Origin of the sequence: Tenacibaculum finnmarkense (assembly GCF_900239185.1) — a bacterium.
GTDB lineage: Bacteria > Bacteroidota > Bacteroidia > Flavobacteriales > Flavobacteriaceae > Polaribacter > Polaribacter finnmarkensis.
This window is the reverse complement of record NZ_OENA01000053.1, coordinates 47,617-68,483: the sequence shown is the minus strand read 5'-3', so window position 1 is coordinate 68,483 and position 20,867 is coordinate 47,617. Positions and strand designations below refer to the sequence as shown.

Sequence of the window (20,867 nt, the reverse complement as noted above, 5' to 3'; positions counted from 1 at the left end):
TTTACGCTCAAAATAATAAAACGAATAGTATGCAACTAGTTTTTAACTTTTTTTTTACTACATAAATTATTCAATGTTTAAATTACTAATTACTTTTATGCGTGTGGTATTGTATTTTTGACCTTTATAAACACCATTTTCTTGCTTTTTTAATTGATAAACAGCCTGATATGTTCCTTTTTTATAAGGTATAAAATAGAACATTCCATTTTTATCTGTTTTTTTAATAGATGTCCAACCATCGGGGCTATATACTTTTATTTCTTTATCAGCAGCAATTTTCCCATCAATATAAAACCGTGCATATACTTTTTCTTTTACCCGCCAAGTTGCTTTATGACTGTTGTAACTTCCGTAGCCATTTTTAGCAGGAAAAGGAACAATATCATATTTCATCATCGGCTTTAAATTAGGCGTTCCTTCTTGTTTTACCCGCCATGAAGTAGCTTCAAAAGTGGTACGTAAATAAGCGGCATCTTTTAATAAACCCAAGCCATGTTTGGTATAATCTTTAATACTACCGGTTTCATTAAAGGCTACTATTTGATAAATTCCTGGTGTTTTTGGGGTAAAAGTTCCTGATACCGATACTTCAGAAGGCGTTAAAACCAATGCTTCTTTCTTATCAGAATTAGGCGGTTTTACATAGCCTTTAAATTCTTTAAAAATTTCACCATCGTACCATTTTAAGCCTTTTTCTATAACATTTTCTCTGATTTCACCAAAGTATAAGTTCACTTTAGCCTTATCGCCTACTTTTCCTTTATTTTTTATTTGCATCCAAACACTGTGTGACATGAATATTGGCAATACTATCAAAATTATTAAAAAATTTATTTTTTTCATGATATTTTTTTTTTGAAACCGATACAATTTTTAAAACTATAAAATTGTATCGGTTCATCTTGGGGAATTAAAATCTGTATCGTGTTGTTAAACTAAATTGTGTTGGGTCTATCGGATTTACACTACCATATCGATAGGCAAAAAATGTAAATTCATCTAAAATATTGGTTACTTTTAAATTCACATCAAAGTTTTTTTGCTGATAACCAACACCCGCATTTAACAATGTGTATGCCTTTTGGATATATGGATTATTTCCTTTATAAAAATCGTTTCCAAGGCGTTCACTTGTATATTGACCTCCAAAATTAAGAGAGAAATTTTTTAAAGCACCGCTATTAAATTTATAATTAGACCAAAATCCTAACTGATGTTCTGGAGTTTGCTGTGGTCTAGTTCCTGCTTTAAAAAATCCGCCTTCGCCATATTCGGCATCTATATAAGAATAATTTGCACTTAATGTTAATCCTTCAAAAGGTTTTGCAGAAATATCAAACTCTAAACCTTTATATTTTGTTCCTGAACCGATGGCGTGTCTTTCGGGTCTATTAGGACTTGTTACATAACCATCGCTATTGATGATATAATATGTAGCATTTACATTAAATTTTCCGTCGTAAAAACTATTTTTTGTTCCTAGTTCAAATTGATTTGTGTAAAATGACGGTAAAATATCATCATCATCATTTAACCTGAACCTATTATTAGGATTAAAAGTATTTGTAAAACTTGCAAAAATTGAATTATCTTCTGTAAGTTTATACGTTAAACCGATACTTGGTGTAAAAGCGACATCATCATATTCTTTCAATACAATATCTCCTGGTTTATTATCGCTGTAATCGATTAAATAAACATTTTCTGAACTACCATCAACAACATCCATTCTTACAGATGCTAATACGTTTAAATAATCAGTAATACTTAATAAATTTTGAAACGAAATACCTACACCTGAAAATTTAGTATCGCCTAAATAAGATTTATCCATTGCTACGGCAGCCTTTTGAGTTGTATTTTTATTGAATAAATAAACATCGTCAAAACCTCTTATCGAATTATAGTTTACTGTTTTTTGATTCCTATTATCATAATCAATACTAAAACTACTGCGGTTTTTCATTCCTAAAACAGCATATTTACCTGTTAAATTAATTTGTGCCCCAAAACCGTTTTCAATCCAAGATTGTTTTTCTAAAGTTCTGCTAATTCTAAGATCATTTCCTTCTAAAAAATACTGATTCGAAAAACCACTTCCTGTTCTAATATAATCATAATCAGAAATTGACGTTCCTAAGGCAATGCTTAAATTCCATTGCTCGTCTAATTGAGAATCTAATTTTAAATTAGCATTAAATTGATTTGAATTTCTGTTATTAAAAGGGCTTCCAATAAACCTTTTTCTTAGATCTTTTGTTACTTTAGAATACAAACGTTGCTGTCCTTTTTGCTGCAGATAAACAGGTTTTTTATCCCCCTTAGCATCGGTGGTATATCCTGTGATAATTTTATCTTCAAAAATTGGCAATCCGAAATCAAACGGACGCTTGTCTTTTAAATATTCTAGGTTCAAATCAATGGTAGTATTCTCTGATGCTAAATACCTAAAAGCTCCATAATTAAAATGACGACTGGTTTTTACAGTTTCTCTAAAACTGTTTGCCATATCGGTTGTTGAAACAAATCGGAAGGCTAATTTTTCTGATAATTTAAAATTATAATCTAAGGTTGGCTTGATAAAATCGTAGCTTCCATATCTAAAAGAAATACTTCCTTTATTTTCAAAAAATGGCTTTTTAGTTACATAATTTATGGTTGCTCCTGGCGAAACATATCCAAAATTAATAGCCGCTCCACCTTTTAAAACCTCCACTTTTTCAAATGATTCTAATTCAGGAGTTGCTAAATATTGATTGGTTCCAAAACGAGTTCCATCTCTAAACATAAAACCTAAATAACGCGAACTTAAACCTCTTGCTCCAAAGGTTTCTGAAACTCCTCCGTATCCTTTATTAAATTGAAAAACCCCCGAAACATTGGTCATTACCTCTCCTAAAGTTAAGGCTTGTTGTTGCTCAATTAATGATTTACTTACAACATCAGACGAGTTAGGCATGTCAATCGCTTTTGCCCCTAACCTATTGGTCGATACTTTCGATTTATTTATTTTATCTAAACTACAGTTTACAATAACCTCTTTTAACGCCTCCATTTTAGACGACATTACCAGGCTCACAAAATTATTTTCAGCCGATAAAGTCATGTTTTTTGTAATACTTCCATAGCCTATTTTTGAAATTTTCAAACATATTTTATTCGACTTTATCTTATCTAAAATAAATGCTCCTTTACTGTTAGAATACACCCCTTTATTAATATCAGATAATATGATTGTTACATTTTCAATTGGAGTTCCATTTTTATCTGTGATTTTCCCTTGTATTGTTTTTAAATCTTGAGAAAAAATGACGGATGTTACAAACATCATTAGTAGTAATAGTCCTTTATTATTCATCTTATTTATATGTTTTATTTATAATTTTTTTTAAACGAAGACAAAAATACATTACTATTCTTATTTAGACAAAATAAAAATAACTATTTTAAAAGATATTTTCTGAATTTTAAAAAGCTGTTTAAACTTCCTCTAAAAAAGTTTTGTAACTAAAAAATTAGTAATCGAATATATCAAAGGGAATTTAATTCAGCTTCGCACCCTAATTCCCCCTAATTTTTAGCTTTTTTTTTGATGATTTTTGTCAATTCAAATCATTTTAAAGACTAAAAGAAATTAAAACTGTATCGAAAATTTGAATTCTTTTAGCTTGATGAATTTTATGCTAAAAAGTTCTGGACACCATTTTTTTAAAGGAAAAAAATCACTCGAACGGACAGTTTATTTAATTTTTAAACAGGCTCTAAAAAGCAATTTAATTTTAAGTATTTTTGCCTATCAAAATTGATTCTTAAAATGACTACACCAAAAAGATATACCATTACAGCAGCATTACCTTACACAAACGGTCCTATACATATTGGGCATTTAGCAGGTGTTTATGTTCCTGGAGATATTTACGCACGTTTTTTACGTGGAAAAGCAAAAGATGTTGCTTTTATTTGCGGATCTGATGAGCATGGTGTAGCAATACCAATGCGTGCAAAAAAAGAAGGCGTTACCCCGCAGCATATTATTGATAAATACCACGGAATTATTAAAAAATCATTTGTTGATTTTGGTATTTATTTTGATAATTATTCTCGTACCTCTTCTAAGATTCATCATGAAACAGCTTCTGATTTTTTCATCAAAATGCATAATGATGGCGAATTTATTGAAGAAGTTACTGAGCAATTATACGATGCAGAAGCAAATCAATATTTAGCAGATCGTTTTGTAGTTGGAACTTGCCCAAAATGTGGTAACGAAGAAAGCTACGGAGATCAATGTGAAAAATGTGGAACAAGCCATAACGCAACAGATTTAATCAATCCGAAATCGGCAATTACTGGAAACGTTCCTTCTTTAAAAGAAACAAAACACTGGTTTTTACCTTTAGATAAACATGAAGATTTTTTACGTAAATGGATTTTAGAAGGTCATAAAAGTGACTGGAAACCAAACGTTTTAGGGCAATGTAAATCTTGGATTGATGACGGATTACGCCCAAGAGCGGTAACTCGTGATTTAGACTGGGGAATTCCTGTGCCTGTAAAAGGTGGTGAAGGAAAAGTATTATATGTTTGGTTTGATGCGCCTATCGGATATATTTCATCAACCAAAGAATGGGCTGCTCGTGAGGGTAAAAACTGGGAAGATTATTGGAAAAAAGACGATACTAAATTAGTACATTTTATCGGAAAAGATAATATTGTATTTCACTGTCTTATTTTTCCATCGATGTTAAAAGCGCATGGAGATTATATTTTACCTGAAAATGTACCAGCCAACGAATTTTTAAATTTAGAAGGTAATAAATTATCGACTTCTAAAAACTGGGCGGTTTGGTTACACGAATATTTAGAAGATTTCCCTAATCAGCAAGATGTTTTACGTTATACGTTAACAGCAAATGCTCCTGAAAGTAAAGACAACGATTTTACTTGGAAAGATTTTCAAGCAAAAAATAATAATGAGTTAGTAGCAATTTTCGGAAACTTTATAAACCGTGTAGTTGTTTTAACAAATAAATATTACGACGGGCAGGTACCACCTGCAGGGGAATTATTAGAGATTGATGAAGATACTTTAGCTACTTTAAAAGAGTTTCCTAATGTAATTGCGAAATCAATTGAACGTTACCGTTTTAGAGAAGCTTCTCAAGAATTAATGAATTTAGCGCGTTTAGGAAATAAATATTTAGCTGATGAAGAGCCTTGGAAAATGATTAAGGTTGATGCAGAACGCACCAAAACAATTATGAATGTAGCGTTACAAATTGCTGCTGGATTGGCTATTTTATCAGAACCTTTTTTACCTTTTACATCTACTAAATTAAAAGGAATTTTAAATATTGATACCGCTTTAACTTGGAATGATGTATCAGAAAAAGATATTTTAATTCAAGAAAATCATCAAATTAATGAAGCAGAATTATTGTTTTCTAAAATTGAAGATGTTGAAATTGAAAAACAATTAGCAAAATTAGAAGCTACTAAAAAAGCAAACGAAGCTGAAAACAGAGTTTTAGAGCCTCAAAAAGAAACCATTGAATTTGATGATTTCACAAAAATAGATATCCGTGTAGGAACTATTACAGCAGCGGAAAAAGTAGCAAAAACTAAAAAATTATTAAAACTTACTGTTGATGTTGGACTTGATACTAGAACAATTGTTTCGGGTATTGCTGAAAGCTTTAAACCTGAAGATATTATCGGGCAACAAGTTTCTGTAGTTTGTAATTTAGCACCACGTAAATTAAAAGGAATCGAAAGCCAAGGAATGATTTTAATGATTGATACTCCTGATGGTAAATTAGCCTTTGCACAACCTTCTGAAAAGGTAACAAACGGAGAGTTTATTTCTTAAATAAAAATAACATTTTACTATATTTGAAACCTCGCAATAATTTGCGAGGTTTTTTTTGTTCTATTAAGTTATTTCGTTTTTTTCGTTAAAATACACTTTATACTCTTTTATTAAAAGTCTTTTTATTAAATTTACCTAAATAATAACGAAAAAATCAAAATTATGCTTATCCGATTTACCGTAAGTAACTTTATGTCTTTTAAAGAAGAAACGGAATTCAATATGCTAACAGGAAAAGGAAATGGTTATATGAAGCATGAAAATCATGTACATAAATCAGCTTCTGGTGTAAATATTTTAAAAACAGCCGCTTTATACGGTGCTAATGCTTCAGGTAAAAGTAATTTAATAAAAGCTATTGAATATTTAAAAGATTTAGTTGTTTATACTGAACCTAATGAAAATTTAATTCCAATTAGTAAACGTTTTAGATTAGATAAAGAATACAAAGAACTTCCAACAACTTTTAGAATTGAATGTGTATATAAAGATATTCATTTCGATTATGCCATAGAAATTCACAAAGGAAAAATAACCGAAGAATGGCTATATAAGATAAATTCTATAAAAAAAAATCAAGAAGAATTACTTTTTAATAGAAAGAATAACATCATCAGTTTTGGAACTTATTTTTCGGAAGAAAGTATTTCATACTTTAAAGAATTTTTAAATAACGAATTAAAAAATAACCAAACCGTTTTAAATGCTTCCGATAATAATAGAGTAAAAAACAACAAAATTTTAAACTTAATCAAAGAAGCTTTTTCTGAACTAAATATTATCAGTCCAAATTCCTTTGACTTAAATTATGGAACCTCAATTTTAACTGGAAAAATATCTCATAACTTTGCATCTGAAATTTTAAATAATGCAAAAACAGGTATAGATAAATTAGTTATTAAAGAAATAAATGCGGATACCTTTTTTAGTTATGAAGAAAATGATTTTAAAAATGATTTAATTGAAAAGCTTGAAGAAGGAATAGCTAGTAAAGAAAATATTAACGAAGATAATGTAGCAGTTACTTTTTCTAGAAGAAATCAATACCATTGTTTTAAAAAACATGAAGACAATTATTTTGTTTCATTATTAAAAACAAAACATCATTTATCTGATGAATTATTTGATTTTCATGAAGAATCTGATGGAACAAATAGATTATTTGAATTATCTCCTGCTTTTGATGATTTAATAAATGGTGATAATACTGTTTTTATAATTGATGAACTTGAAAGAAGTATGCATCCAATTCTTGTTAAAGAATTAGTTAAATTATTTTCTACAAAAAACACAAAAAATAATCAATTAATATTTACAACTCACGAAAGTCAATTATTAGACTTTGACCTTTTCAGGCAAGATGAAATTTGGTTTGCTGAGAAAAAAACGAATGAAAGCACTGAGTTTTATCCTTTAAGTAAATTTAAACCTAGAGAAGATAAAAATATTCGAAAAGGATATTTACAAGGTAGGTATGGTGGTATTCCTTTTTTAGGTGATTTTTCTAAACTTGAAACTATTACAGATGAATAGAAAAAAATATTCCTATGAAGATTATAATAAAAATGAACCTACTGAAGATGCTACAAAATTCTTTATAGTATATGAAGGAAAAAGTAAAGAGCCTAACTATTTTGAAGCTTTTAACGAAAAAATAATCGATAAAAAGAAGGCTTTTGTTTGTCATGTTTTAGAAGAAGATACAGGTATAGCAGGGAATACTCCTTTAAAGATAAAAGAGAGAGTTGAATCGTTTATTGATAATCCTCCTGTAAATATTTCTGTAACCCCTGCTTCAGATGATAAGTTTCGTTTTGTATTCGATCGTGACAAGCACCCGATTGAACAAATTGATGAACTAATTGAATTTTCGAATCAACTTGAAAATTCTGGCGTTTATATCAGTAATTATTGTTTTGAAGTTTGGTTATGGGCTCATATTGACGATTTATCTAAAATTACTTCCACCAAATCTAGCGAGATAAAGAAGGAATTTGGAAACCTTCAAAAGTTGAAATATCCTCACGAATTTATTGATATTGATTTGATAAAAGAAGCAATTGAAAGATGTAAAAATTCAGATTTTAATAAAGAAGAGCTAATACCTGATAAAAAAAACAGTAAAGTTTATTTATTGATTGAAGAATTATTAAAATATTCTTAAATCATTTTGACTTAAAAAATAATATTAATTATCTCTATTATCAATAAAATGCAACTCATAAACTACATAATTTCTCGCTGTCAAATTTCTTTAAAATCGATTCAAAGTACTATTGAATTATTAAATGAAGATTGTACCATTCCTTTTATTGCTCGTTACAGAAAAGAAAAAACTGGTAATTTAGATGAAGTTGAAATCGGTTTAATAGTCGAATTAAAAGAGCAATTTGAAATCCTTGAAAAGAGAAAAAAAACAATCATCAAAGCCATTAAAGAACAAGATGCTTTAACCGATGAACTAAAAAATAAGATTGATAAAACAGAAAATATTACTGATTTAGAAGATATGTATCTTCCTTATAAAAAGAAACGAAAAACAAAAGCCGAAACTGCTCGTAAAAACGGATTAGAACCTTTGGCAAAAATGATACTAAGTCAGCGTATAAATGACTTAGAATTTACAGCATCAAAATATAAAAACAACGAAGTTTCATCCGAAGAAAAAGCCTTAGAAGGCGCACGACATATTATTTCTGAATGGATAAATGAACGCACCGATGTTCGAAATAATATTCGTAAAGAATTAGCACGTTTTTCTGTTATCAATACTAAAGTTGTAAAAACAAAAAAAGAAGAAGAAAACGCTCAAAAATTTAAAGATTATTTTGACTGGAATGAAAGTTTTAATAGAATTCCTTCTCATCGGTTTTTAGCAATTCTTCGTGCCGAAAAAGAAGGTTTTATCAGAATAAAAATTGACATAGATAACGAAAGAGCAATTCAGAAAATAGAAAATAGTGTTATTCGTTCTCAAAATAATTGTAGTCAACAAATTGAAATCGCTATTGCCGATGCTTATAAACGTTTATTATTACCCGCTTTAACAAATGAAGCAATGGTAATTGCTAAAGAAAAAGCAGATGAAAGTGCGATAACAGTATTTACAAAAAACTTACAACAACTTTTATTAAGTGCTCCGTTAGGCGAAAAGCGAATTTTGGCAATTGACCCTGGTTTTCGCTCGGGTTGTAAAGTGGTTTGCTTAAATAAACAAGGCGATTTATTACAAAACGATACTATTTATCCACATGCACCACAACATAAATCTGACGAAGCAATACAAAAAATAAGTGCTTTAGCTAAAAAACATAACATTGAAGCCATTGCAATTGGTAACGGAACTGCATCAAGAGAAACGGAACAGTTTATCAAAAAAATAGCTTTTAAAAATAATATTTCGGTTTTTGTTATTAGTGAAGCTGGAGCGTCTATTTATTCGGCTTCAAAAATTGCTAGAGATGAATTTCCTGATTATGATATTACCGTTCGTGGTGCAATTTCTATTGGTCGAAGATTGGCTGATCCGCTTGCGGAATTGGTTAAAATTGACGCAAAATCGATTGGCGTTGGGCAATATCAACATGATGTAGAACAAGGAAAACTAAAAAAATCATTAGATATCGTTGTTGAACATTGTGTAAATAAAGTGGGCGTAAATATAAATACTGCTAGTGTTTCGTTGTTAAGTGCTGTTTCGGGAATTGGTGCAAAACTAGCCGAAAATATTGTAAATTATCGAAATGAAAATGGCGCTTTTAAAAACAGAACTGCCATTAAAAAAGTTCCTCGTTTAGGCGGAAAAGCTTTTGAACAATCCGCAGGTTTTTTACGTATTAAAAATGGCGATAATCCTTTAGATAATTCGGCTGTTCATCCAGAATGTTATTCGTTAGTTAAACAAATGGCTAAAGATTCTGGCAATAAAATCATCGATTTAATAGGAAATAACTCGGTTTTAAAACAATTGAAATTACAGCAATATATTACCGATTCTTACGGATTACCAACCCTTCAGGATATTGTAAAAGAATTAGAAAAACCTGGATTAGATCCTCGAGAAAAAGCAAAAGAATTTAGTTTTAACGAACATGTTAAAACAATTGATGATTTAAAAACAGCAATGATTCTTCCAGGAATTATCAACAATATTACAAATTTTGGTTGTTTTGTCGATATCGGAATTAAAGAAAGTGGTTTAGTTCATGTTTCTAATCTTTCAAATACTTTTGTGAAAGATATTAATGAACATGTTACTTTAAATCAGCATGTACAAGTAAAGGTTTTAGAGGTCGATGTAACAAGAAAACGCATTCAACTTTCTATGAATTTCTAATATTTTTTAAAAGATAAAATAAATAATTATTAGAAGCAATTTCCCGCTTTCCGCACTCGCTTTTTTTTGAAGAAAAATCAAAAAAAGAGCTCAAACAAATGCTACAATCGGGGCTAGGAATTTGTACACATTTTTTAATTATTAGATAATTTAAAATCATAAGTTATCAAATAAAAATACCACAGAAAAAGAAGAAACTGCATCTGTCAACGCGAATTTAGTTCAGCATAACGTTTATTTAATCTTCTCGAAATAACAAAACAGACCTCGCAGGTTTTAAAAGCTGTGAGGTCTAATTCTAAATATTTTACTTAACTGCATTTGAAGAACCTAATAATTCGGTTGCTTCTAAAACAATCATATAAGCTTCTGGATCGTGCTTTTCAACCAAATTTTTAAGGGTCATAATCCTATTTTTATTGATTGATAAAAAAATGATGTTTCGCTGATTGCTTTGAGACAAATTATTTCCTTGTATCAATGTTCCTGAAACCCCCATTTTATATGCAATTATCTTTTTAAGTGCTTCTAAATCTTCCGAAGCAATATGTACAATTTTATTTTGCTTACGTCCTGTAACTACTAAATCTATAAATTTACTTGCTACAAAAATACTTAGCATCGCCCACAAAGCAAGTTCTAAATCTTTAAAAACAAGAGCTGATAAAAGAACGATTAAAATATCTAAAGTTAAAATTACTGTTCCTGGTTTAAAATCGTATTTATCTTTTAAAATACGTGCTATAATAGCACCTCCACCTGCCGATGCATCTCCTTTAAAAATAACTCCAATTCCTAAGCCTACACAAACACCACCATAAATAGTCGATAACAATGTATTGTCGCTTAATGCAGGAAATTTAAAAACCTCTCTAAATAAATCAATATATAAAGCCAAGGAAACAATAGAGATCATGGTTCTAAAAGCAAAACGTTTTCCGATGTATTTTACACTTATTAATAATAGAGGAGCGTTTGTAATTAACAACAACATCCCTATCGGGATATTGGAAATATAATTCAATACAATCGATAAACCTGAAGTACCCCCTGTTGCAATTTTATTTGGTGCTAAAAACCCAACAACACCAATCGCTAAAATTAAACTACCACTGAGTATAAAAAAATAATTTTTTAACTCATTTTTTAATTTTATAATATTCATTTTTTATTATTTTATTTTTTTAGGGGGCAAAAATACCTCTAATATTAAAAAGTAAGAGTGTTTTTAATGTTATTTATTTGAGTAAAATTAACCGCAAATTAAGTTTAACGCACCGTTTATTTACATTTAGTGGTTTTATGTAAATAATCATGTTTTAGTTCTATTTTAAAATACAGCTAACTTTTAGCCAAATAATTAGGCTATTGTTTAGCTCCCAACATTAAAAATTCAGTTACCGTTATTTCAGTTACATATCGTTTTTCACCTTCCGAAGTTTCATAAAAACGATAGGTTAATTTACCTTCAACCATTACTTCTTTGCCTTTTTTTAGGTATTTTTCAATAAGCTCAGTAATTTTACCCCAGGCTATTAAATTATGCCATTGTGTATCTGTTACTTTTTCACCAGCAGAATTTTTATAGGTTTCGTTAGTTGCTAATGAAAATTTAGCTAACTTTTTACCACTTTCTAATGTAATTATTTCTGGATCATTTCCTAAATTTCCTACTAACTGTACTTTGTTTTTTAATGCGTTCATCGTGTTTGTTTTTATAGTTAAATAATTTTAAATTGCCTTTCAAATAAATTGACACTGCAAAGATGAAACAGTATTGAACCTCTAATCGGTTAGTAATCGTTTGTTTTCGTTTGTAAATGAATGTAAACGTTTAATTGTTTTTTAATTATTTGTATTTTATCAGAAAGTTGGCTACAATTCCCCCTTTTTTCGGGAAAGAAAATAATTACTTTATGCTAACGTTTAGTTAGAATATAAGAGTAACGATGGGAATATTAAACTAAAAAGGAAATACTGAACAACGAAACATTATAATTTTTTTTAAGCAATGGAATGATAAACCTTTTTACAATTAATATTTGAATATTTGAAAAAACAAGAATTTGCAGTTGCATACTTAATATAAAAAAGAATTATGTCATATCTTTTGATAGTATTTTATTTTCTAATACTTTTAATACAATTAGTACTACATAAATATAAAGGAAATAAAATGACAAATGGGTTCATATTGTTTTTAAGTTTATTGTTTTATTTTGTGTTTTTCCAAATTATTTTCGAAATGAACAAACCCGAACCTATCGCAGATTCTGAAGGAAGAATTAGATATCCAAGGAATTGTTTGTTGCCTACACCTATGGTTGCCATTATTTTTTGTTTTCCTGGGTGGTTTACCTCAATATTAACATATGTAGGCTGGATTATTTATACAAAGTACAATCAGAAACTAAAGAATAGTTGACATACAAATAACTTTTATGAATATAAATTAGTGTTTTAGAGTAAATTAATGCCGAAAAACGAAGGCTAAAAACAAAATACTGATAGCCAGCACAGTATAAGATTAATTGCTGATTTTAGCCAATTTACGAAAGTCCTTGCAGACTTTCTATCCGTGATTTATTTACTAACTTTAGTGCTTAAAACACGCAACTAATCTTATATATAAACGCTATAACTAATGTAAAATGAATATAAAAATAGTTTTTACTTTAATTTTATTTAATTGTTTAAGAAATCTTTCTGCTCAAGAGAAAGTAGTTGCTGTTTCTGGAAAATTTATGGAGCAAAACAGCACTTTATATATTAGTAAAGAAGTTCAAAGAGCATTATTTATAAAGACAAAAGGACATCTTATTTTGCCTGAATATGGGTTTATTTTAATGCTTACAGAAGAAGATGCAATAAAATACGAGAGAAAACATTTAGTAATAATTCCCTCAAAACATGGGTATGAATTTAATGATAGTAAAGGTAAAATTCTTAATCTAAAAGTATGCCAACTCACTCCTGATAATCCGTTTGTTTACTACATTAAAAATGATATAATTTCAAGTGATATAAACAAGGAGTTTTTTAAAATATCAACAATCAAAGATACCGTTGAATACAGGCAGGTAAAAGGCAATCAGCATAAACTAACCTACACCAAAGAATGGATTGAAAATATTGATAACCCAAAAGAAGTCGTCATTAAAACTAGCTCTAGAAATTGTGGGATAACTGGTAAATATCTAAGAGAATTTGAATCAAAATCTGTTTTTTATAAAAAATCAATTTCCCATTTAGCAAAGCAACAATTACATTATGTCGCAAATTTATTTAGGGAAATCGATAGAGATAATTGGACTAAAAAACAGTGGCAAGAATGGTTTAAAAACACCATAAATACCGAACCTAAAACACTGAAAGACTGCAACTCAAAAAACTGGAGTAAACCTTCATATTTCAATAACAATTTTAGAGATCCAGCAAAATTTAATATTAATTCAAGTAATAATCAAATTTTACGAATAGAAGTAAATCCTAACTATAAAAGCTATCAAAACAAACAAATTTTAGCTTTTGACCTTGAGCAAGGAAAAGATTTTAAAAGAAAGTTTAATCCCAAAAATATTCCTAATGGCATTAAAGCAATTGAAAGTAATAATGATCACTTATATTTAATAAATAAGTATTTCAAATGGTTTCATTATAAACTAAACACAGAAACTGATAACTATGATTTGGTTTCTAAAAAGGATATTCTTCCTCCTAAATTTACTAAAAACAAAAAAAGACCTCCTATTGATCAAACTTATACAAATCTTACTAATATGTTTTTTACGTTTCAAACAGAAGATACAAAAGAAATTTACATCGTAAGTCTAAAGACTAAAAACGGAGAAACCACAGCTATAAAAAGTATTACCGAGCTTACAAAAAGAGTTGATATTAAATATGATAAAAAAAACAGTTCAATTGCTAGATTAAACTACGGAAGTAATACTAGTAAATATTTTATTACCGCCTTTGGAAGTCATACTAATTATTATATTATAAAAATGAATAGCGATTTAAATAATATAAGTCTAAGTAAAGTTTCATCTAAAATTCAAGATAAATTTACGGCTATTCAATCTTCTAATTTAATTCAGTTTATTAACCAAGATGACGACTATTATAATAGTGGTAAAAATCCAAAAATTAATATATGGACATACAGTCTTGATTTAAAAAAAGTAAACGAAAAATTTATCCCAGTAAATCACCATTACAATAAATATTCTTCAATCATAGTCAAAAATAAAAATGGCTTTGGTATCGTAAGTACTCATAGAACAACTTATTTATACCAAATAACGTATCGAGAATTTGACAATAACAAAAAACTTATTAATGAAAAATGCGTCTATTCAAATTTACCAATAGAAGAAATAGATAGTACTAATAATTTACAATTAGAGTATTTTAAAAAAATTAATAGCAAAATGTATCTTTTTTTTAACGATGGTAAAGCATTACGATTTTCAGAATTTTAAAAGGATATTCTTTTATATAAAAATTATTTTGAGAAGTTCTAATGTTGTAATACTTCTAAGAATACACTATTTTGTAACATCAACTTATAAATATATGAGACCTTATGGAATATAAAAAATGCTTAGAATGTGAAAACAAGGTTATCGGTCGAATTGATAAAAAATTCTGTTCTGATTATTGTAGAAATGCCTATAATAACAAGGTTAATAAACAGAGTAAAAACCTGATTAGAAACACGAATAATCGCTTGCGAAAAAACTATAAAACACTAAGCGAACTAAATATTTCAGGGAAAACAAAAGTGAGCAGGCGCACATTATTTGACAAAGGATTTGACTTTAAATTTATTACATCAATATATACTACAAAAACAGGAAACACCTATTTTTATGTATATGACCAAGGTTATTTAATACTCGAAAATGAACTTTATTTATTAGTTAAACAAGATTAAAAAAAGCGTTTTACCACTAAAGTAAAACGCTTTTTTAACACTATTATTAAAAAACTATGCTATTTGAGATACACGCAAGGTGTTTACCATTCCTTTTGCTTTTACAGGCATTGACGATAAATTAATCATAAAATCGCCTGGCTTTACAAAACCTTTTGTTTTGGCTATTTCATTGATATCTTCTAAGGTATCATCAGTACTTAAATCTCTATCGTAATAAAAAGCACGAACACCCCATAATAAATTTAATTTACCAAGGATTCTTTTTTCTGATGAAAAAGCTAATACATGTGATTTTGGTCGCCATGCAGAAACCTGAAATGCCGTATAACCACTATTTGTTAAGGTTGTAATTGCTGATGCTTTCATATCGTCTGCCATTAAAGCAGCGTGATGACATACTGATTTTGTAATAAATCTATTAGTACGAATATGTGGTGCTTCTTGTGGTACTTCTATTAGGTTTGAAAACTCGACACTTCCAATAATTTCCGTCATCTTTTTGATCACTTTTAATGGGTGTTTTCCTACAGATGTTTCACCAGAAAGCATTACAGCATCTGCTCCATCCATAATTGAATTTGCAACATCGTTTACCTCTGCTCTTGTTGGAACTGCATTTTCTATCATAGTTTCCATCATTTGGGTAGCAATAATTACAGGAATTCTTGCTTGCTTAGCTCTTCGAACCAACATTTTTTGAATTAATGGAACATCTTGCATTGGCACTTCTACACCTAAATCACCACGCGCTACCATTAATCCATCACAATAAGGAATTAAAGCATCGATGTTTTCAACAGCTTCTGGTTTTTCAATTTTAGCTATTACAGGAACTCTATAAATAGAATTTTGAGCTATTAAATCGCGTAACATTCTTAAATCTTCAGGATTTCTAACAAATGATAACGCAATCCAATCTACTTCTTGTTGTAAAGCAAAAATTGCATCTTTTTTATCTTTTTCTGTTAAGGCCGGTAATGAAATATTCGTATTTGGTAAATTAACTCCTTTTTTTGAACTTAAAACACCACCTACAAGTACTTTGGTAACTACTTCTTTATCTTTATCTGTAGAAACTACTTCAAATAATAATTTTCCATCATCTACTAAAATATGTTCTCCTGCTTTTACATCTTTAGGAAAACGTTGATAGGTCATAAATGCTTTTTCGTTTGTACCAATACATTCTTGGGTTGTAAAAGTAAAAGCAGCACCTTCTTTTAACTCAATATGGTCATTCATAACACCTACGCGTAATTTAGGACCTTGTAAATCGGCTAAAATTGCCAGGTTATAACCTTTCTCTTCGTTAATTTCTCTGATTTCACGAATACGATCTTTTACGTTATCATAATCGGCATGCGAAAAATTAACTCTAAAAACATTCACTCCAGCAGCTGCCATTTCAGCTAAAATTTCTTTTGTATTAATTGCAGGTCCTAGGGTTGCTACAATTTTTGTTTTTTTGTTGTGTGGCATAATTTAAAATATTAAAAAATCTTTCGACTTTAAGGATTCAACCTCTACTTCGTATGAGGTTATAATTTGAGGTATTTTATTTATTTTTTCAAGTGTTTTTACAATGTGTTCAGTATCAAAACCACTTTCTATTTTTAAAAAATAATCTATTCTTTGTTTTTCTGGAACAAGGTATTTAACAACATTATTTTTATTAAAAATAGTTGTTATTCCTGTTTTATCAGTAGGCTTGTAAGTGTTGGCTATTAAAAACCAATCGTAGCCTAATGCTGTATCTTTATATTCATATACAGCGTAAAAAAATGTATCGTGTTTTTCTTTGAAGTCTAAATTATAAACTGCTTTACTAAACTTTGTACCTAAAGTTTTATTTAGTAAATAGGCTAGTTTATATTCATCTAGTACTGTTTGAACACCTATTAATGTATAGTCATTAATAGATAATTCATTAATATTTAATGTATAAGTAACCATAAAACAATTATTTGCTTATGGCTAATTTACTGAATGTATCTAAATATAATGTGAATTTCAAGAAAACCTTTACCTGGTTATGTTAAGATTTTTCCATTTGTGTTTGCATCGCAAAATAAGCTCTTTTTGCGGCAATTTCTTCCGCTTTCTTTTTTGAAGTAGCCCTTCCTTTTCCTGTAACTTTATCGTTAATATGAAGTGTTACGCTAAAGTGTTTTTTAGCTTGGTTTCCTGAATCTTCAAAAGATTCAAATTTATACTTTTTCTTGTTTTTTTGACACCACTCAATAACATATCCCTTGTAACTAGATATTTTGCCTTCTAATCGTTCAATATTAACATAGGGCAATACCACTTCTTTATAAATAAACTCAAGGCAATAATTATAGCCTCTATCTAAATAAATAGCGCCAATTAAAGCTTCAAAAATATTACCATAAAGGTTATTGCTTATATGTTCTGGCGCAATATTACTTTTTACAAAACGGATTAAATTTAAGTCTTTCCCTAAAGTATTCAAATGCTCTCTACTCACAACTTTAGAGCGCATTTGTGTTAAATAACCTTCATCTCCTTCGGGTGCTTTTTTGTATAAATAAGATGCCATTACAGATCCTAAAATTGCATCACCCAAAAACTCTAAACGTTCATAATTAATAGGACGTCCTTTTTTATCTACTAATTTTAAAGACCTGTGTGTAAAGGCTTTTTTATAATGAGAAAGCTTTACTGGCTTAAAATTAAGCAGTTTTTTTAACTCGTAGTAAAAAATTTCATCCTCTTTATTTTGGGGCTTAACTATTCTACGAAGAAAATTCATATATTATTAATCTAATTTTCTAAAAACGACACAAGCGTTATGACCTCCAAAACCAAACGTATTACTCATGGCAACTTTCACGTTTCTTTTTTGAGGTTTATTTAGCGTTAAATTTAATTCAGGATTAATATTTTCATCAACATTAACATGGTTAATTGTTGGTGGGATAATGCCGTGTTCCATTGCTAATATAGCCGCAATAGATTCAATAGCACCAGCTGCACCTAACAAATGCCCTGTCATTGATTTTGTTGAATTAATATTGATATTCTTAGCATGCTCACCAAAAACCTTAGAAATAGCCTTTAATTCGGCTACATCTCCTAATGGCGTAGAAGTACCATGTGTATTAATATGGTCAACATCTTCTGGTTTTAAACCGGCATTTTCTAAACAGTTTTTCATTACAGCAATAACACCAATTCCTTCAGGATGTGGTGCAGTCATGTGGTAAGCGTCTGACGACATACCTCCACCTAAAACTTCTGCGTAAATTTTAGCTCCACGAGCTTTTGCGTGTTCGTACTCTTCTAAAACAATTGCGCCTGCTCCTTCACCTAAAACAAAACCGTCACGTTGGCTATCAAAAGGTTTTGATGCCGATGTTGCGTTTTCATTGTTTGTAGAAAGTGCGTGCATTGCGTTAAAACCTCCAACACCTGCGTATGTAATTGCAGCTTCACTACCACCTGTTACAATAACGTCACAGTGTCCTAATCGGATATAGTTTAAGGCGTCGATCATTGCATTTGCCGATGATGCACAAGCAGATACCGTTGTATAATTAGGTCCCATAAATCCATTTTTAATAGAAATATGCCCTGGTGCGATATCAGCAATCATTTTAGGGATAAAAAATGGATTAAACCTTGGTGTACCGTCTCCAGCACCAAAATTCATCGCCTCGTTTTGAAAGGTTTCTAAACCTCCAATACCAGCTCCCCAAATTACACCTACTCTAAACTTATTAATTTGGTCTAGGTTTAATTTTGAATCGGTAATAGCTTCATCAGAAGCAACCATTGCATATTGGGTAAAGCGATCCATTTTACGGGCATCTTTCCTGTTAATGAAATCTGTTACCGTAAAGTTTTTTAACTCACATGCAAAACGAGTTTTGAACTTGGCAGCATCGAAATACGTTATAGGCGCTGCTCCGCTAACTCCGTTAACTAAGCTATTCCAATATTCTTCTTTATTATTTCCTATTGGCGTTAATGCGCCAAGTCCAGTTACTACAACTCGTTTTAATTGCATATGAATTTTATATAAAATTATTTTTTAGCTTCTTCAATATAGCTAACTGCCTGTCCAACAGTTCCAATGTTTTCTGCTTGATCGTCTGGAATTTGGATATCAAATTCTTTTTCGAATTCCATGATTAATTCAACAGTATCTAATGAATCTGCTCCTAAATCATTTGTGAAGCTTGCTTCGTTAGCTACTTCGTTATCGTCTACTCCTAATTTATCTACGATAATTGCTTTTACTCTTGATGCTATGTCTGACATAATTTGTTTGTTTTTAAATTTAAAGTCGAGGCAAAAATACAAATCTTAGCTATTAATACTAACTTTTGCACAAAAATGTGATGTTTTATATAAAAATAATTCTAAATCTTTTGCTACAAACACCGTCGTTGTTAATAATTATTCTTTTTTTTGTAGTAACAAAATAATCAAATTTAACATGAAACGTATTGTAATTTTTGCTTCAGGTTCGGGTAGTAATGCCGAAAATATTATTAAATACTTTCAAAAAAGTACAACCGCCACCGTTACTCATGTACTATCTAACAATGAACATGCCAAAGTTTTTGACAGGTGTGAACGCCTACGAATTGACGCGTCATTATTTGATAAAGAGAGTTTTACAGAAGATGACACTGTTTTATCTTTTTTACAAGCAGAAGCTGACATAATTGTACTTGCCGGTTTTTTATGGCGTATTCCTGCTAAAATAGTTGCTGCTTTTCCTAATAAAATCATCAATATTCACCCTGCTTTACTGCCAAAATACGGTGGAAAAGGCATGTATGGGAATAATGTTCATAAGGCAGTTAAAGAAAATAAGGAGGCTGAAACAGGTATTACCATTCATTATGTAAATGAAAATTACGATGAAGGGGCTATTATTTTTCAGGCAAAAACAGCTTTAATTCCTTCGGATTCTTCGGATGATATAGCCGCTAAAATTCATATTTTAGAGCAGGATAATTTTCCTCAAGTTATTGAACAGGTCATTGAAAAAATTATTGAAGAAGACTTGAAGAAGTAATATCAAAAAATGGCTAAAAAAAAATATTACGTCGTTTGGAAAGGTCAAAAAACAGGTGTTTTTACTTCCTGGAATGTTTGTAAAAAGCAAATTACCAATTTTCAAGGAGCCCAATACAAGGCTTTTATCGATCAAAAACAAGCCGAAATCGCTTTTACCAAAAGTTACGATGACTATAAAGGAAAAGACACCAAAAAAGTTATTTTATCTGATAAAGAAAAAGCAAGCTACGGAACACCAAATTTAGAAAGTATTTCAGTAGATGCAGCTTGTTCAGGAAACCCCGGTGCAATGGAATACAGGGGTGTTTTAACAAAAAGTAAAAAAGAAATTTTCAGATTAGGTCCTTTTAAAAAAGGCACCAATAATATTGGTGAATTTTTAGCTTTAGTACACGGAATTGCTCTTTTAAAGAATAAAAAAATGGACACCTACCCTATTTATTCTGATTCTAGAACAGCGATGAGTTGGGTTCAAAAAAAACAATGCAGAACCAATATTGTTTTTGACCCTAGCAATAATGATGTGCTAGCTTTAATAAAACGCGCCGAAAAATGGCTCAAAGAAAATACCTATAACAACCCAATATTAAAATGGGAAACCAAGGCTTGGGGCGAAATACCTGCCGATTTTGGTAGGAAATAAAATAACAAAAAAATAACCAAGT

The 20,867-nt window shown here is 29.8% G+C and carries 17 protein-coding genes; 8 read left to right on the top strand and 9 right to left on the bottom strand.

Annotation, left to right across the window (positions count from 1 at the left end):
- Positions 1-66: 66 nt before the first annotated feature.
- Entirely contained in the window at positions 67-846 is a 780-nt protein-coding gene (locus tag AQ1689_RS06155) for a DUF4198 domain-containing protein (protein WP_145993738.1), read from the bottom strand.
- A 67-nt stretch (positions 847-913) separates the two neighbouring features.
- Entirely contained in the window at positions 914-3,361 is a 2,448-nt protein-coding gene (locus tag AQ1689_RS06150; RefSeq protein WP_101955523.1) for a TonB-dependent receptor, read from the bottom strand.
- Positions 3,362-3,817: 456 nt separating this feature from the next.
- Here AQ1689_RS06150 and metG point away from each other — a divergent pair, with 456 nt between their 5' ends.
- The 4 genes from metG to AQ1689_RS06130 all read left to right on the top strand — a co-directional run bounded on the left by metG (position 3,818) and on the right by AQ1689_RS06130 (position 10,208).
- Entirely contained in the window at positions 3,818-5,872 is a 2,055-nt protein-coding gene (gene metG, locus AQ1689_RS06145; protein ID WP_101955522.1) for a methionine--tRNA ligase, read from the top strand.
- Between the two features lie 162 nt (positions 5,873-6,034).
- Positions 6,035-7,405, top strand: a complete 1,371-nt coding sequence (locus AQ1689_RS06140; protein WP_101955521.1) for an AAA family ATPase — start codon at positions 6,035-6,037, stop codon at positions 7,403-7,405.
- On the top strand, positions 7,398-8,036 hold the full coding sequence (locus AQ1689_RS06135; protein WP_101955520.1) for an RloB family protein: 639 nt from the start codon (positions 7,398-7,400) through the stop codon (positions 8,034-8,036). The genes AQ1689_RS06140 and AQ1689_RS06135 overlap by 8 nt, the downstream gene beginning before the upstream one ends.
- 48 nt (positions 8,037-8,084) lie before the next feature.
- Complete coding sequence (locus AQ1689_RS06130) at positions 8,085-10,208, top strand: Tex family protein (RefSeq protein ID WP_101955519.1); 2,124 nt, start codon at positions 8,085-8,087, stop codon at positions 10,206-10,208.
- A gap of 307 nt (positions 10,209-10,515) precedes the next feature.
- Here AQ1689_RS06130 and AQ1689_RS06125 read toward each other — a convergent pair whose 3' ends face one another.
- A complete protein-coding gene (locus tag AQ1689_RS06125) occupies positions 10,516-11,373 on the bottom strand; it encodes a YitT family protein (RefSeq protein WP_101914657.1) in 858 nt (285 codons plus the stop codon).
- 200 nt (positions 11,374-11,573) lie between these two features.
- Entirely contained in the window at positions 11,574-11,912 is a 339-nt protein-coding gene (locus AQ1689_RS06120) for a single-stranded DNA-binding protein (RefSeq protein ID WP_101955518.1), read from the bottom strand.
- Positions 11,913-12,859: 947 nt separating this feature from the next.
- Between AQ1689_RS06120 and AQ1689_RS06110 the strand changes: the two genes are divergently transcribed.
- Positions 12,860-14,692, top strand: a complete 1,833-nt coding sequence (locus AQ1689_RS06110; RefSeq protein ID WP_101955517.1) for a hypothetical protein — start codon at positions 12,860-12,862, stop codon at positions 14,690-14,692.
- Positions 14,693-14,796: 104 nt separating this feature from the next.
- Entirely contained in the window at positions 14,797-15,147 is a 351-nt protein-coding gene (locus AQ1689_RS06105; RefSeq protein ID WP_101914955.1) for a hypothetical protein, read from the top strand.
- A 54-nt stretch (positions 15,148-15,201) separates the two neighbouring features.
- On the opposite strand, the gene pyk is transcribed toward AQ1689_RS06105, so the two are convergent.
- The 5 genes from pyk to AQ1689_RS06080 form a co-directional block, all read right to left on the bottom strand.
- The gene (pyk, locus tag AQ1689_RS06100) at positions 15,202-16,629 is read right to left on the bottom strand and encodes a pyruvate kinase (protein WP_101955516.1); all 1,428 of its coding nucleotides are present in this window, start codon (positions 16,627-16,629) and stop codon (positions 15,202-15,204) included.
- 3 nt (positions 16,630-16,632) lie between these two features.
- Positions 16,633-17,103: an IPExxxVDY family protein gene (locus AQ1689_RS06095; protein ID WP_101914957.1), complete on the bottom strand. Its 471-nt coding sequence runs from the start codon at positions 17,101-17,103 to the stop codon at positions 16,633-16,635.
- 82 nt (positions 17,104-17,185) lie between these two features.
- The gene (gene rnc, locus AQ1689_RS06090) at positions 17,186-17,923 is read right to left on the bottom strand and encodes a ribonuclease III (RefSeq protein WP_101914958.1); all 738 of its coding nucleotides are present in this window, start codon (positions 17,921-17,923) and stop codon (positions 17,186-17,188) included.
- Positions 17,924-17,929: 6 nt separating this feature from the next.
- Positions 17,930-19,180: a beta-ketoacyl-ACP synthase II gene (gene fabF, locus AQ1689_RS06085; RefSeq protein WP_101914959.1), complete on the bottom strand. Its 1,251-nt coding sequence runs from the start codon at positions 19,178-19,180 to the stop codon at positions 17,930-17,932.
- A 17-nt stretch (positions 19,181-19,197) separates the two neighbouring features.
- Complete coding sequence (locus AQ1689_RS06080) at positions 19,198-19,434, bottom strand: acyl carrier protein (RefSeq protein ID WP_058885938.1); 237 nt, start codon at positions 19,432-19,434, stop codon at positions 19,198-19,200.
- A 178-nt stretch (positions 19,435-19,612) separates the two neighbouring features.
- Between AQ1689_RS06080 and purN the strand changes: the two genes are divergently transcribed.
- Both purN and AQ1689_RS06070 read left to right on the top strand, forming a co-directional pair.
- Positions 19,613-20,200 carry a phosphoribosylglycinamide formyltransferase gene (purN, locus tag AQ1689_RS06075; RefSeq protein WP_101955515.1) on the top strand — a complete coding sequence of 196 codons (588 nt, stop codon included), beginning with the start codon at positions 19,613-19,615 and terminating at the stop codon, positions 20,198-20,200.
- A gap of 9 nt (positions 20,201-20,209) precedes the next feature.
- Entirely contained in the window at positions 20,210-20,845 is a 636-nt protein-coding gene (locus AQ1689_RS06070) for a ribonuclease H1 domain-containing protein (RefSeq protein WP_101914961.1), read from the top strand.
- Positions 20,846-20,867: the final 22 nt, after the last annotated feature.